The 14,035-nt window shown below is 72.9% G+C and carries 10 protein-coding genes and 1 tRNA gene; 3 read left to right on the top strand and 8 right to left on the bottom strand.

Annotated features, from left to right (window positions below; translation table 11 throughout):
- Positions 1-74: 74 nt before the first annotated feature.
- From IE217_RS26650 to pgsA, 3 genes are read right to left on the bottom strand one after another with little or no spacing between them, the layout of a single operon-like run.
- Positions 75-1,238, bottom strand: coding sequence for a glycosyltransferase family 4 protein (locus tag IE217_RS26650; RefSeq protein WP_190180494.1), 1,164 nt, complete (start codon positions 1,236-1,238; stop codon positions 75-77).
- Positions 1,235-2,152, bottom strand: a complete 918-nt coding sequence (locus IE217_RS26645) for a phosphatidylinositol mannoside acyltransferase (RefSeq protein ID WP_190180493.1) — start codon at positions 2,150-2,152, stop codon at positions 1,235-1,237. The genes IE217_RS26650 and IE217_RS26645 overlap by 4 nt, the downstream gene beginning before the upstream one ends.
- Complete coding sequence (gene pgsA / locus IE217_RS26640) at positions 2,149-2,823, bottom strand: phosphatidylinositol phosphate synthase (RefSeq protein ID WP_190180492.1); 675 nt, start codon at positions 2,821-2,823, stop codon at positions 2,149-2,151. The genes IE217_RS26645 and pgsA overlap by 4 nt, the downstream gene beginning before the upstream one ends.
- A gap of 1,034 nt (positions 2,824-3,857) precedes the next feature.
- Here pgsA and IE217_RS26635 point away from each other — a divergent pair.
- Complete coding sequence (locus IE217_RS26635) at positions 3,858-6,056, top strand: elongation factor G-like protein EF-G2 (RefSeq protein WP_190180491.1); 2,199 nt, start codon at positions 3,858-3,860, stop codon at positions 6,054-6,056.
- Between the two features lie 222 nt (positions 6,057-6,278).
- Positions 6,279-7,934, top strand: coding sequence for an AbeC-like domain-containing protein (locus IE217_RS26630; protein ID WP_190180490.1), 1,656 nt, complete (start codon positions 6,279-6,281; stop codon positions 7,932-7,934).
- Between the two features lie 122 nt (positions 7,935-8,056).
- Here IE217_RS26630 and IE217_RS26625 read toward each other — a convergent pair whose 3' ends face one another.
- The 4 genes from IE217_RS26625 to IE217_RS26610 form a co-directional block, all read right to left on the bottom strand.
- Positions 8,057-8,605, bottom strand: coding sequence for an HIT family protein (locus tag IE217_RS26625; RefSeq protein WP_190180489.1), 549 nt, complete (start codon positions 8,603-8,605; stop codon positions 8,057-8,059).
- Positions 8,606-8,695: 90 nt separating this feature from the next.
- Entirely contained in the window at positions 8,696-10,672 is a 1,977-nt protein-coding gene (gene thrS, locus IE217_RS26620; RefSeq protein WP_190180488.1) for a threonine--tRNA ligase, read from the bottom strand.
- 440 nt (positions 10,673-11,112) lie between these two features.
- Positions 11,113-12,369 (bottom strand): hypothetical protein, encoded by a 1,257-nt coding sequence (locus tag IE217_RS26615; protein WP_190180487.1) that lies wholly within the window; start codon positions 12,367-12,369, stop codon positions 11,113-11,115.
- Positions 12,366-12,932 carry a DUF4365 domain-containing protein gene (locus tag IE217_RS26610; RefSeq protein WP_190180486.1) on the bottom strand — a complete coding sequence of 189 codons (567 nt, stop codon included), beginning with the start codon at positions 12,930-12,932 and terminating at the stop codon, positions 12,366-12,368. The genes IE217_RS26615 and IE217_RS26610 overlap by 4 nt, the downstream gene beginning before the upstream one ends.
- 181 nt (positions 12,933-13,113) lie before the next feature.
- Between IE217_RS26610 and IE217_RS26605 the strand changes: the two genes are divergently transcribed.
- Positions 13,114-13,845, top strand: coding sequence for a 3'-5' exonuclease (locus tag IE217_RS26605; RefSeq protein ID WP_190180580.1), 732 nt, complete (start codon positions 13,114-13,116; stop codon positions 13,843-13,845).
- 79 nt (positions 13,846-13,924) lie between these two features.
- Here IE217_RS26605 and IE217_RS26600 read toward each other — a convergent pair.
- Positions 13,925-13,996: transfer RNA gene (locus IE217_RS26600), tRNA-Val, on the bottom strand.
- Between the last annotated feature and the right edge of the window lie 39 nt (positions 13,997-14,035).

The raw sequence follows: 14,035 nt of genomic DNA, 5'->3' as shown, positions 1-14,035 counted from the left end.
GCAGGCTATCGGGGCGCCATGGGGCGCCCCCCCCCCGGGCGAACCGGCCCGGGGGAGGGCGGCGGGGGCCCGCCTCAGTCGCGGGTCAGGCCCAGGCGGGCTCTGAGGCTCGAGGTGCGGTCGTCCGTCGCCACGGCCGCGGCGCCCGCCGTGACCGTCTCGTAGACGGACAGGATGTCCGCGCCGACCGTGGACCAGTCGAAGCGGCGCACGTGGGCGCTGCCGCGTTCGCGGAGCTCGGCCCGGCGGTCGGGGTCGGCCAGGAGGCGCACGGCCGCGCCGGCGAGGGCGTCCGCGTCCTCGTTGGCGAACAGCTCGCCCGCCTTGCCCTGGTCCAGGACCTGGGCGAAGGCGTCCAGGTCGGCGGCGAGCACGGGGGCGCCGGCGGACATGGCCTCGACGAGGATGATGCCGAAGCTCTCGCCGCCGGTATTGGGAGCCACGTAGAGGTCGACGCTGCGCAGGAGGCGGGCCTTGTCCTCGTCGCTGATCATGCCGAGGAACTCCACGCGCGGGCGCAGCTCCTTCGGCAGCGACTCCACCGCCTCCTTCTCGTCGCCGCGGCCCGCGACCAGCAGCCGGGTGCCCGGACGCTCGGCGAGGATCTTCGGCAGGGCGCGCATCAGCACGGGCAGGCCCTTGCGGGGCTCGTCGATGCGCCCTATGAAGCCGATCGTGCCGCCCTGCCACTCGGGCCTGGGCTCGGCGTCGGCGAAGAAGTCGACGTCGACGCCGTTGGGGATGACCACCGCGTCGCCGCCCAGGTGCTCGACGAGGGTGCGCCGGGCGTACTCGCTCACGGCGATCCGGGCGCTGATCTTCTCCAGGGCGGCCTGGAGGATCGAGTACGCGGCGATCATCGCGCGTGAGCGCGGGTTGGAGGTGTGGAAGGTGGCCACGATCGGGCCCTGGGCCGCCCAGCAGGTCAGCAGGCCCAGCGACGGCGAGGTCGGCTCGTGGATGTGGATGACGTCGAAGCGTCCCTCGTGCAGCCAGCGCCGCACCCGGGCCGCGGAGAGGAAACCGAAGTTGAGGCGGGCCACCGAGCCGTTGTACGGGACCGGCACCGCGCGGCCGGCCGAGACGACGTACGGCGGCAGCGGGGTGTCGTCGTCGGCGGGCGCGAGGACGGACACCTCGTGGCCCAGCCCGATGAAGTACTGCGCGAGGTCGCGGATGTGGAACTGGACGCCGCCCGGGACGTCCCAGGAGTAGGGGCAGACGATGCCGATCCTCACGGGCGCTCCCCGTCCGCGGGGCGCGGGGTGAGGTCCGCGAGCCACAAGCGCTGGAGCATGTGCCAGTCCTCCGGGTGGTCGGCGATGCCGGTGGCGAAGGCGTCGGCCAGCGCCTGTGTCATGGAGGACGTCTTCTCGGCCCGGGTACCTGTCTCCGGTACCTCGATGGGCGGGTGGACGCGACCGCGCATGACGGGCGAGTCGTCGTACCACAGGGTGACGGGCAGCAGCAGGGCGCCCGTCTGCTGGGCGAGGAGGGCGGGTCCGGCGGGCATCCGGGCGCTCTCGCCGAAGAACTTCACCTCGACGCCGGAGGCGGACAGGTCGCGGTCGGCGACCAGGCAGACCAGGCCGCCGTCGCGCAGCCGCCGGGCCAGGGTGCCGAAGGCGGAGCCGCCGCTGTGCGGCAGGACCTCCATGCCGAGGCCCTCGCGGTAGGCGACGAAGCGGTCGTAGAGCGTCTCGGGCTTCAGCCGCTCGGCGACCGTGGTGAAGGGGGTGCCGAGCGCCGTGGTGACCCAGGCGCCGGCCAGGTCCCAGTTGGCCAGGTGGGGCAGGGCCAGGACGACGCCCCGGCCGGAGGCGAGGCCGTCGGTGAGGTGGTGGAGGTCCTTGGGGTCGAAGCCGGCGCGGATGCGCTCGGGGCTCCAGGCGGGCAGGCGGAAGGACTCCATCCAGTAGCGCAGGTACGACCGCATGCCCGCGCGGGAGAGTTCCGCGAGGCGCTCGGGGCCGGCGTCCGGCACCACGCGCGCGTAGTTGCCCTCCAGGCGCAGCACGCCCTTGCCGCGCCGCTTCCACGCGAGGTCGGCGACGGTGCGGCCCAGGCGCACGGCGGCCGGCTCGGGGAGTTTCTTCACGGTGCTCCAGCCGAGGCCGTACAGGGCATCGGTGAGGCTCTCCCGGGCGCTCATTTCGCCGCCTCGCTCCCCCGCGTGCCCTGGGGGGCGGCCGCGGCCTCCGCCTCCTCCGACTCGCGGCGGACGGTGACCACGCGCTGGATCAGCGTGACCAGGCTGCCCGCGGCCACGATCCACAGGGCGACGGGCAGCAGGTACTGGATGCCGGGGACGCCGAACTTGTGCAGGCCCGCGAAGCCCGCCGCGACCAGGGAGATCACGAGGCGCTCGGCGCGTTCGACGAGCCCGTTGACGGCGACGGGCAGGCCGATGGACTCGCCGCGGGCCTTGGTGTACGACACGACCTGGCCGCTGGCCAGGCAGAAGATCGAGACCGCGCACAGCACGTTGTCGTCGCCGCTGCCCGCGTACCACAGGGCGAAGCCGCCGAAGATCGCGCCGTCGGCGACCCGGTCGAGGGTGGAGTCCAGGAAGGCGCCCCAGCGGCTGGAGCGGCCCAGCTGGCGGGCCATGTTGCCGTCGACGAGGTCGGAGAACACGAACAGCGTGATGACGACCGTGCCCCAGAAGAACTCGCCCCTGGGGTAGAAGACCAGCGCGCCCGCGACCACTCCGGCCGTGCCGATGAGCGTCACCGTGTCGGGCGACACGCCCCTGCGGATGAGAAACGCGGCGAACGGTGTGAGGACACGCGTGAAGAATGCACGCGCGTACTTGTTCAGCATGGCCTTCCCGAGGGTCGGTGTAGCCGGACGCCCCTGCTGGCCACCGGCTGGCCCATCGTAGCCACGCACCCCCACGCCCGACGCCCGGGCACCCACAGCCCCGCCCTCAACGGCACGCACGGGGCGCTTGCCGGGGACGCCGGGGACGCGGGGCGCCCGGCGTCCCGGGGACGCGGGCAGGGCGGGGACGGGGGGCAGCGCGAGGACGCCGGGGCAGAGCGGGGATGTGGCGGAGGCGGGGCCGGGACCGGCGGCTCGACCGCGGTGTCGGAGCCGGGACCGGCAGCGACGCGTGCCGGGCGGACCGGCGAACGGCTGCCCGGACCGAAGCCGATACGCGCCCGCGGACAGGGCAACCCGGCGAACGGACGCCGGACCGGAGGCCAAGCACCACGCAGTGGTCCTCGTGCCGGGGCCGGCGGCTCGGCCGCGATACCGCAGCCGGGAGCCGGCACCGACGCGTGCCGGGCGGACCGGCGGACGCACGCCCGGACCGACACCGACACGGGCGCGCACGGGACGGACCGGCGGACGGACCCGGACCGGAGGCCGAGGACCACGTAATGGTCGTCGTGCCGGCAACAAGCCGCGGACAAGGCGGCAGGGCGGCAGCCGGGGCACCCCGGATGCCCAGGCCCGAGGCCCCAGGCACCAGGCACTAAGCCAAGGCACCGAACCCCGGCCGGACGCCGAGGGCCGGATGCCGAGACCCGGACGGCGGCCCGGCGGCCGAGGCCCGGACGCCGGGCCGGATCCCGAGGACCCAGACACCGGGCCGGATCCCGAGCGCCCGAACGCCGGTCCGGAGGACCTCCCCGGGGGCCACGGCCCCGGGGAGACCCGGGCGGGGTCGTGGGGGTGCCGGGTTGCAGTGGGCGGGGGTGCGGGGCCCGGCGGGATCGGGTTGTTCGTATGGACGGGCGGTGACGGGAGTGGAAAGCTCGAAGGACCGCGGGCGTCGCAGGAGCCGCCAGTGCACGCGGTGCCGCGTGTCCGCGCCCACAGTGACCTCACCGTCAACGGGAGGCAGGATCATGGGCGACAAGGCGCATACACACCCCGGGGCCGCCGGCAGGGCAGTGGCGGCCGACCATCCCGCGTCCGTACGGAATGTGGTGCTGGTCGGCCACTCCGGATCGGGCAAGACGACCTTGGTGGAGGCTCTCGCGCTGACCGCGGGGGCCGTGAACCGGGCGGGCCGCGTCGAGGACGGCGGCACCGTCTCGGACTACGACGAGATCGAGCACCGGCAGCAGCGCTCGGTGCAGCTCTCCCTGGTGCCGGTCGAATGGGACGGCATCAAGATCAACCTTCTGGACACCCCCGGCTACGCCGACTTCGTCGGGGAGCTCAGGGCCGGTCTGCGACCGGCGGACGCGGCCCTTTTCGTCGTCTCGGCCTCGGACGGCGTGGACGGCTCGACCCGCATGGTGTGGGAGGAGTGCGCGGCGGTCGGCATGCCGCGCGCCATCGTGATCACCCACCTTGAGGCCGCCCGCGCGGACTTCGAGGAGATGACCCGGGTCTGCGCGGAGGCCTTCGGCGCGGACGACCCCGACGCGGTGCTGCCGCTGTACCTGCCCCTGCACGGCCCGCAGGGCCCCGACGGGCACGCGCCCGTGACCGGCCTGACCGGGCTGCTGACGCGCAAGCTGTTCGACTACTCCGCCGGCGAGCGCAAGGAGTCCGAGCCGGGCGAGGACCAGCTGCCGGGCCTTGAGGAGGCCCGCAACCGGCTCATCGAGGGGATCATCGCCGAGAGCGAGGACGAGACCCTCATGGACCGCTACCTCGGCGGCGAGCAGGTCGACGTCACGACGCTGATCCAGGACCTGGAGCGGGCCGTCGCACGCGGAGCGTTCTTCCCCGTCCTGGCCGCCGCCCCCGCGGCCGACGGCGCCCGGCAGGGCCTGGGCACGGTGGAGCTGCTGGAGCTGATCACCGGCGGCTTCCCGACCCCGTTCGAGCATCCCCTGCCCGGGGTCACCACCACCGACGGCGAGCCGCGCGAGCTCAAGGCCTGCGACACCGAGGGGCCGCTGGTCGCCGAGGTCGTCAAGACCTCCTCCGACCCCTACGTCGGCCGGATCTCCCTGGTCCGCGTCTTCTCCGGCACCCTGCGCCCCGACGAGACGGTGCACGTCTCCGGGCACGGGCTGGCCGACCGCGGGCACGAGGACCACGACGTGGACGAGCGGATCGGCGCGCTGTCCACGCCGTTCGGCAAGCAGCAGCACCCGGTGACGCACGCCGTCGCCGGCGACCTGGTGTGCGTGGCCAAGCTGGGCCGCGCGGAGACCGGCGACACCCTGTCCTCGAAGGACGACCCGCTGCTGATGGAGCCCTGGCAGATGCCCGACCCGCTGCTGCCGGTGGCCATCCAGGCGCACAGCAAGGCGGACGAGGACAAGCTGTCCCAGGGCCTGTCCCGGCTGGTCGCCGAGGATCCCACCATGCGCCTGGAGCAGAACCAGGACACCCACCAGGTGGTGCTGTGGTGCCTGGGCGAGGCCCACGCGGACGTGGCCCTGGAGCGGCTGCGCAGCCGCTACGGCGTCCAGGTCGACGTCGTACCGCACAAGGTCTCCCTGCGGGAGACGTTCGCGGACCGGGCGGCGGGCCGCGGCCGGCACGTCAAGCAGTCCGGCGGGCACGGGCAGTACGCGATCTGCGAGATCGAGGTGGAGCCGCTGCCCGGTGGCTCGGGCATCGAGTTCGTCGACAAGGTGGTCGGCGGGGCCGTGCCCCGGCAGTTCATCCCGTCCGTCGAGAAGGGCGTGCGCGCGCAGGCCGCGAAGGGCGTCGCCGCGGGCCATCCGCTGATCGACGTCCGGGTCACGCTGCTGGACGGCAAGGCGCACTCGGTGGACTCCTCCGACGCGGCCTTCCAGACGGCGGGCGCGCTCGCGCTGCGCGAGGCGGCGGCCGACGCGAAGATCCACCTGCTGGAGCCGGTGGCCGAGGTGAGCGTGCTGGTCGGCGACGAGTACGTGGGCGCCGTGATGAGCGACCTGTCCGGCCGGCGCGGCCGCGTGCAGGGCACCGAGCAGGTCAGCGGCGGCCGCACCCTCGTACGGGCCGAGGTGCCGGAGATCGAGATCGGCCGGTACGCGGTCGACCTGCGGTCCCTGTCCCACGGCACCGCCCGCTTCGACCGCCGCTACGTCCGTCACGAGCCGATGCCGCCGCAGGTGGCCGACCGGCTGCGGCAGCAGGAGCGCGAGGAGTCGTAGTCGTGGCCAAAAAGGTTGTGCGCCCGGGCCGTTGGCACGCCCGGCGCACAACCCGGCGGCCGCGCGGGCACGGAACGCTTCACTTCGCACGGGCGGGCGGCTTCGGCCGTCCGCCCTCCGGCGCGGGTGGGTACGGATACGCTGATGACCTGATCAACAGGTGTGCGGGGCAGGGAAGTCGGGAAGGCCGCAGGTGCAGACGCGGCGGCAGTGGGGGCGGCAGTGACGGACGGATTCGATTTCAGTCCCGGGGCGCAGGTGCCCCTGTCGGGCTCGGCGGGGCAGACGGCGGCCACCTACGCGCTGGCCGCGGCCGCGTACCGGGACGACGAGGTGACCAAGATCCTCGCCGCGGACAACGAGTGGCACCAGTCGAAGGTCAGCCCGCCCCGCCGGTGGGGGAAGATCTTCCGGCCCCGGCTCGGCGAGGCGTTCTCCCGCGCGGTGATCGACCGGATGCTCGGCGCCGGGCGGCTGCCCCTCATCCAGTCCTTCGGGCTGGAGCCGCAGGTGGTGGTGGAGCACTGCCTGGCCGCCCACCGCATCCGCCGCGAGCGGGACAACTGGCTCACGGCCGTCACCGTGCTGTGCGGGGTGCTGTTCCTGCCCGGCTTCCTGGTGTGGCTGCTGGTGTTCGTGCTGCGCACCAACGTCAGCCGGCGTGAGGACAAGCGCGCGAGCGCCCTCGGCACGGTGCTGCTGGTCGCGATGGGCGCGCTCGCCGTGCTGTTCCTGATCAAGATGCCCTTCCACGGCTTCTGGGCGTGGTACGCGCGTGCGACGGTGATCATGCCGGTCGTCGGCTGGTTCTGGGCCAAGCGGATCTGCGAGCGCACGGCGCGCGACCTGCGGGAGCGCTGGGAGGGCCTGCTCTCCGGCGGCGGCGTGGGCGCCAAGATCCCCGAGGCGGTGCCGGGCAGCCCCGGTGACGCGGCCGAGCAGGTGCGCAAGGAGCTCGCCCGGCTCAGCGCCGAGCAGCGCTCCAACTCGGTCTTCTACGCGGGGCCCAAGGGCATACTCGGCATGGGCACCCGGTGGGGCAGCTGGCAGTTGGCCGAGGAACTGGTCTCCGCCGAGCCGGGCAAGGACTTCCACCCCTTCCGCAGCTGGGACGTGATCACCGCGATCCAGGGCGGCCTCGGGATGCTGGAGCGCACCCCCATCAACACCGGCGGTTTCCCCAAGCCGTCCATCAAGCACTGGGTCGTCACCCCGATCGGGGAGAACGCCAAGGAGGTCTCCCGGCCGAGCGGCACCGACGTCGAGGCGTACACCGTCAAGACGCACGCCATACAGGACATCTGCAACAAGCAGCAGTTCGGCGGCGGCGACCGGCACTACCTGGGCGTGCAGTGGACCCTGTGGGACGGGCACCTGGTGATCACCATGCTGATCACGGTGACGGTGCTGCACGACACCCTGCGTATCGAGGTCACCGGGCACGCCCTGGGCCCGGTCAACTCCCTGTTCAACGAGAAGCCGGCGGCCAGGGAGAAGGAGGTGCAGAAGGCGGTCCGCTTCTGGGAGACCCGCAAGGTCAAGCTCCCCCTGGTCGACGCCGACGAGGTCGTACGGCTGGCCGCCCGCGCCCCGCTCACCGCCTACCCTCCGCTGCTGAACTGGCTCGGCGGCAGCCTGACCCTGCCCGAGCCGTTCGGTCTGCGGCACGCCTGGGCCGACCAGCCCTGGCGCCACCGCTTCATGGCCGACGACGCGCTGCGCGCCGCCACTCCCGTGCTGCGGGTGGTGCACGCGGCGGCGCTGAAGGTTCTCCGGGAGAACGGCGTGGACGTGGAGAAGTTCGGCTCCCGCTCGTCGGTCCTCAGCGGCGCGATCCAGGAGGCGTCGCCGAAGAAGGCCGACGTCTACGACGCGTAGCGCCTGTGGCGGCGTGGGCGGTACGGCGTACTGGACGGACGTTCGACCTCCGGGGGCTCTGCCCCCGGACCGGCCCGTCGGCCCGAGCGGCCTCGTCCTAGAGCGCCGGACGGTCGCGGTCCTCAGGTCGCCGGCCAGGCCTCCGCGAGCATCTTGCGGGTGTCGGCGAGGAGTTGGGGCAGTACGCGCGTGTGGCCGACCACCGGCATGAAGTTGGTGTCGCCGCCCCAGCGGGGCACGATGTGCTGGTGGAGGTGGGCGGCGATGCCGGCGCCCGCGACCGAGCCCTGGTTCATGCCGATGTTGAAGCCCTGGGCGCCGGAGGCGGTGCGCAGGGCCCGCATCGCCTGCTTGGTCAGCTCCCCCAGCTCGGCGGTCTCCGCGGCCGTGAGGTCGGTGTAGTCGGCGACGTGCCGGTAGGGCACGGTCATCAGGTGGCCGCCGTTGTACGGGTAGAGGTTGAGCACCGCGTACACCTGCTCGCCGCGCCGGACGATCAGGCCGTCCTCGTCGGACTTGGCCGGGATGGAGCAGAAGGGGCAGCCGTCGCCGGCGCCGGGGCCGGTCGGCTTGTTCTCGCCCTGGATGTAGGCCATCCGGTGGGGCGTCCACAGGCGCTGGAACGCGTCCTGCGTCCCCACTCCGATCTGCTGCTCCGGCTCACTCGTCATGCGTGCAGCATATGGCGTCCCGGCCCGCGACCGGGAAAGGCCCCCGAGGCTGCCCTCGGGGGCCTTCGCCGCCCGCTTCGGGGGGCCGGATCACACCTGCGCGCGGCGCTCCACCACGTCGACGAGCTTGGCGATGGCCTCGTCCCGCGGAATGCCGTTCTCCTGGGAGCCGTCGCGGTAGCGGAAGGACACCGTGCCCGCGTTCATGTCGTCGTCACCGACGATGATCATGAAGGGGACCTTCTGCTTCTGCGCGGTCCGGATCTTCTTCTGCATACGGTCCGAGGAGGAGTCCACCTCGACCCGCAGGCCCTTCCTCTTCGCGTCCGCGGCGAACTTCTGGAGGTACTCCACGTGCGCGTCGCCCACCGGGATGCCGATGGCCTGCACCGGGGCCAGCCACGCCGGGAAGGCGCCCGCGTAGTGCTCGAGCAGCACGGCGAAGAATCGCTCGATGGAGCCGAACAGCGCGCGGTGGATCATGACCGGGCGCTGCTTGGAACCGTCGGCCGCGGTGTACTCCAGGTCGAAGCGCTCCGGCAGGTTGAAGTCGAGCTGGACGGTGGACATCTGCCAGGTGCGGCCGATGGCGTCCTTGGCCTGGACGGAGATCTTCGGGCCGTAGAAGGCGGCGCCGCCCGGGTCGGGGACCAGCGGCAGGCCCTGCTTCTCGGCGACCTGGCGCAGGGTCTCGGTGGCCTCCTCCCACACCTCGTCGGAGCCGACGAACTTCTCCGGGTCCTTGGTGGACAGTTCGAGGTAGAAGTCGGTGAGGCCGTAGTCGCGCAGCAGGTTGAGGACGAAGGTGAGCGTCTTGTCGAGCTCGTCGGCCATCTGCTCCCTGGTGCAGTAGATGTGCGCGTCGTCCTGGGTGAAGCCGCGGGCGCGGGTCAGCCCGTGCACGACGCCCGACTTCTCGTACCGGTACACAGTCCCGAACTCGAAGAGGCGCAGCGGCAGTTCGCGGTAGGAGCGGCCGCGCGCGTCGAAGATCAGGTTGTGCATCGGGCAGTTCATGGGCTTGAGGTAGTAGTCCACGCCCTCGTCGAGCTGCATGGGCGGGTACATGCCCTCGGCGTACCAGTCGAGGTGGCCCGAGGTCTCGAAGAGCTTCCCCTTGGTGGCGTGCGGGGTGTAGACGAACTCGTAGCCCTCCTCCTCGTGGCGGCGGCGCGAGTAGTCCTCCATCACGCGGCGGACGATGCCGCCCTTGGGGTGGAAGACGGCGAGCCCGGAGCCGATCTGCTCGGGGATGGAGAACAGGTCGAGCTCGTTGCCCAGCTTCCGGTGGTCGCGCTTCTCCGCCTCGGCGAGGAAGTCCAGGTACGCCTTGAGCTCGTCCTTGGACGGCCAGGCGGTGCCGTAGATGCGCTGGAGCATGGGGTTCTTCTCGCTGCCGCGCCAGTAGGCGGCCGCGTTGCGCATCAGCTTGAACGCCGGGATGAGCCGGGTGGAGGGCAGGTGGGGACCGCGGCAGAGGTCCTTCCAGCACAGCTCGCCGGTCTTGGCGTCGAGGTTGTCGTAAATCGTCAGCTCGCCGGCGCCGACCTCGACGTCCGCGCCGTCCTCGCTGGAGGCGGAGCCCTTGAGGCCGATCAGCTCGAGCTTGTACGGCTCGTCGGCGAGTTCCTCGCGGGCGGCGTCGTCGGTGACGACCCGGCGGGAGAAGCGCTGGCCGCGCTTCTGGATCTCCTGCATCTTCTTCTCGACGGCCTTGAGGTCCTCGGGCGTGAAGGGCCGGGCCACGTCGAAGTCGTAGTAGAAGCCGTCCTTGACGGGCGGGCCGATGCCGAGCTTGGCCTCGGGGAAGAGCTCCTGCACGGCCTGCGCCATGACGTGCGCGGTGGAGTGGCGCAGGATGTTGAGGCCGTCCTCCGAGGAGATCTCGACGGCCTCGACGGTCTCGCCGTCCCCGACCTCGTAGGCGAGGTCCTTGAGCTCACCGCCGACGCGGGCGGCGACGACCGAGCGCTCGCCGGCGAAGAGGTCGGCGGCCGTGGTGCCCGTCGTCACCGTGCGCTCTTCCCGCTCGGAATCGCGTTGGATGATCACACGGACGTCTGACACCGGTCTCTCCTGACTGCAGGTGGGATGCGGCGCCATACCGGGAGCGCGCGCATGACTGGGATCGTACCGAGCCGGACCCGCCCACCGCGAAACGGTCACCCACGGTCTCCGCCCGATCGCCCGCTCCGGCCGTGCCGGTCGGGCTCCGGGCCCGCGCCGGCCGCGCTCCCCGGCCCGTGCCGGTCGCGTTCAGTCCGCGCACGGTCACACACTCCAGTCCGCACCCGGTCACGCTCGCCGGTCCGCGCACGGTCATGCCCACCGGCACACGGTCGTCCGCGCCCGCACGCTCCGGTCCGTACTCGGTCGCACGCTCCGGTCCGCGCCCAATCACGCTCCCCGGCCCATGCAGGTCACCCTCGCCGACCCATGCCGGTCACCCTCGGTCCCCGCTCGGTGGCCCGTGTCCGGTCCGCGCACGGTCGTGCTCGCCGTTTCGCTCAGTCGGGTTCTCCGGCGCCCGGCGCGTCCTCGTCGCCGGTGCCGCACGTCTCGTCGAGGAAGTCCGTGTCCCGGCCGCTCTCCCGGACGGACTTCATCAGCCGGTCCCGCTCCTCGTCGTCCACCGGCACGGGTACGACCCCGCAGGCGTCCGTGAGCCGGCGGAAGCCGCCCCGGCTCTCCAGCCGCCCCAGCACCCGCACCGGCAGCCCCAGGAGGTGGGCGTGCCCGGCGGTGCGGTAGTCCTCCTCGTCGAGGGTGACGCGGACGTAGGGCACCTCGACGCCGGCCATCACCCGCAGCCGTACGGTGCCCTCGCCGCGCGGCTGGGACCTGCGCATCCGCACCACGGTGCCGGTGATCCGCACCGGAACCGAGGGCTCGGCCCGCAGATAGCGGGCGCCGGCCTCGCGCAGCACGGGCAGGTCGCCGGGGGTGAACTCGACGGCCTCGGCGGCGGCCGCGCAGTCCTCGGGCACACCGGCGGCGGGCGCCCACTCGACCGCGATGCGGGCGCCTTCGGTGCCGCGCACGAGGGTGACGAGGGCCTCGGTGAGCTCGCGGCTCGCGCCCGCGCGGACCGCGCCGTCGAAGGCGTCCATGGCGCCGGTGGCCCGCTGGTAGTCGATGGCCTCGCGCACGGCGTAGACGGCCTGGTGGAGCCGCACGGCGAGCGGGCGGCCCGGGTCGACCGGCACGAAGGCGGTCAGGCGGCGGCCGTCGGTCGCGGAGCCCACGAGGACGTCCTCCAGGCAGGCGGTGGCCGAGCGGCGGTGGCGGGCGCCGTGGTAGCCGGCCCGCGCGCGGGTGGCGAGCGCGGCGGCGAGGAGGGTCTGACGTGCGGCGGAGCGCAGCCGTTCCTCGACGGTCCAGGGCGCGGCGTCGGCCGGTCCGCCCGGCACGTCCCGCCACCAGCGGATCTCGTCGCTGGGCAGGCAGAGCGCGAGCAGCACCTCCCGCGCGGACGGGGTGCCGCTGCGGGCGAGCGCGTCGAGCGCCTCGCCGAGCAGGTCGTCGCTGTCGGGGTAGGCGCGGCTGACGGGCACCAGCAGGCTGGTCCCGGCGCCGCCCGGTCCTGGCGGGGTCCAGCGGCCGTAGCGTCCGCCGGCGCCGCCGCGCCGCTGCCAGCCGTGCCGGTGCAGCAGCGCGGCGAGCACGGCGGGGTCCACCTGGGCGGGCCGGGGCCGGTTCCAGGCGGACTCCACCGGGTGCGGCCGCACCGGCCGCAGGGGCTCGTCGAGGGGGCGGTGCGTCACGGTCTGCCTCCCGTCCCGACCCGCGTCATGATCTCGCACAGGGCCCGGTCGTCGAAGATGCGCGAGGTGGGGATCCGCACGGTGGTGCGGTGCCTGCCGGTGATGGGGTGGCCGGCGAGGTTGACCCAGTAGCAGCAGTGCCTGAGGTCGAGCCGGTCGTGCCCGGCGCGCAGCCACTGGTCCTGGGAGCGGGGCACGATCATCACGACCAGGATCTTGTGCACCGAGACGGGGGTGCGGGCGAGCTTGGCCAGGTGGTCGTTGTCGAGGGTGAAGGAGAAGAACCGGCCCGGGGGGTGGGGCGGCACCTGGTAGGTGCACTTCAGCTGGACCTTGATGGTCACCTCGTCGTCGACGGTGTGCCCGGGGGCGCTGTGGCTGACGTGCCAGTCGATGCCGTTGTCCGGGAAGGGCTGCGACAGCGAGCAGCCGGCGGCCGCCGCGACCGCGTGCAGATAGCCGACCTGCAGTGTCTCCATGCAGGCGGTGGTGGCGAGGGTGCCGCGCAGGGTGCCCGCACGCTCGGGCAGCAGCCCGCCCCGCTCGGGCTGCGCTATCGCCATGACCAACAGCCTTCCACGCCGGAGGAATTGCCGGGTGAGTCCCCGTCATGGGCCTGTGAACTGCAAAGACCCGTATTCCTGTTGTGTCCTTCCGGCGTACGGCGCAAACAGCCCGGGTATCACCAAACGGGCAGAAGACGGTGCGTCAGCTGCCGTGGGTGAGCGAGGAGTTGTGGTCGACATGACGTGCTGCTGGTACGAGGGGCCGCTGGCCGCCTTCGATACGGAGACCACGGGCGTCGACGTGGAGACCGACCGGATCGTGTCGGCCGCCGTCGTCGTCCAGGACGCTCCGGGCTCCCGGCCGCGGATGGCCCGCTGGCTGGTGAACCCGGGCGTTCCGGTGCCGGAGGCGGCGACGGCGGTGCACGGGCTGACACAGGACCATCTGCAGCGCAACGGGCGCTGGCCGGCCCCGGTGATGTACGAGATAGCCGAGGAGCTGGCGGAGCAGGCGGCGCTGGGGCGGCCGCTGGTGGTGATGAACGCGCCGTTCGATCTGACGCTGCTGGATCGGGAGTTGCGCCGGCACCGGGCGTCGTCGCTGGACCGCTGGTTCGAGTCGTCGCCGCTGTGCGTGCTCGATCCGCGGGTGCTGGACAAGCATCTGGACCGCTACCGCAAGGGCCGGCGCACGCTCACCGACCTGTGCGCGCACTACGAGGTGGTGCTCCAGGACGCGCACGACGCGGCGGCGGACGCGCTGGCCGCGCTGGAGGTGGTGCGCGCGCTCGGCCGCCGTTTCGCGTCCCGTCTGGACCGGCTGACCCCGGCCGAACTGCACACCCTGCAGACCGGCTGGCACGCGGCGCAGGCGCGCGGCCTCCAGGCGTGGTTCGCGCGCAGCGGGGCGGAGGAGACGGTGGACCCGTCGTGGCCGCTGCGACCGGAGCTTCCGGCGGCGGCCGCGTGACCACGCGCGCGACCATGCGCGGACCACGCACGTGACCATGCAAAAAGGCCGGTCCGCACAGACGGACCGGCCTTCCCGGTGGGCGATACTGGGTTCGAACCAGTGACCTCTTCGGTGTGAACGAAGCGCTCTCCCACTGAGCTAATCGCCCGGGAACGCACTGAACAATACAGGTGCCGGCGGCCTTCCT

This window comes from Streptomyces naganishii JCM 4654 (assembly GCF_014650575.1).
Lineage (GTDB): Bacteria > Actinomycetota > Actinomycetes > Streptomycetales > Streptomycetaceae > Streptomyces > Streptomyces naganishii.
The sequence above is the reverse complement of the archived record's forward strand: the minus strand, read 5'-3'. Positions and strand labels throughout refer to the sequence as shown.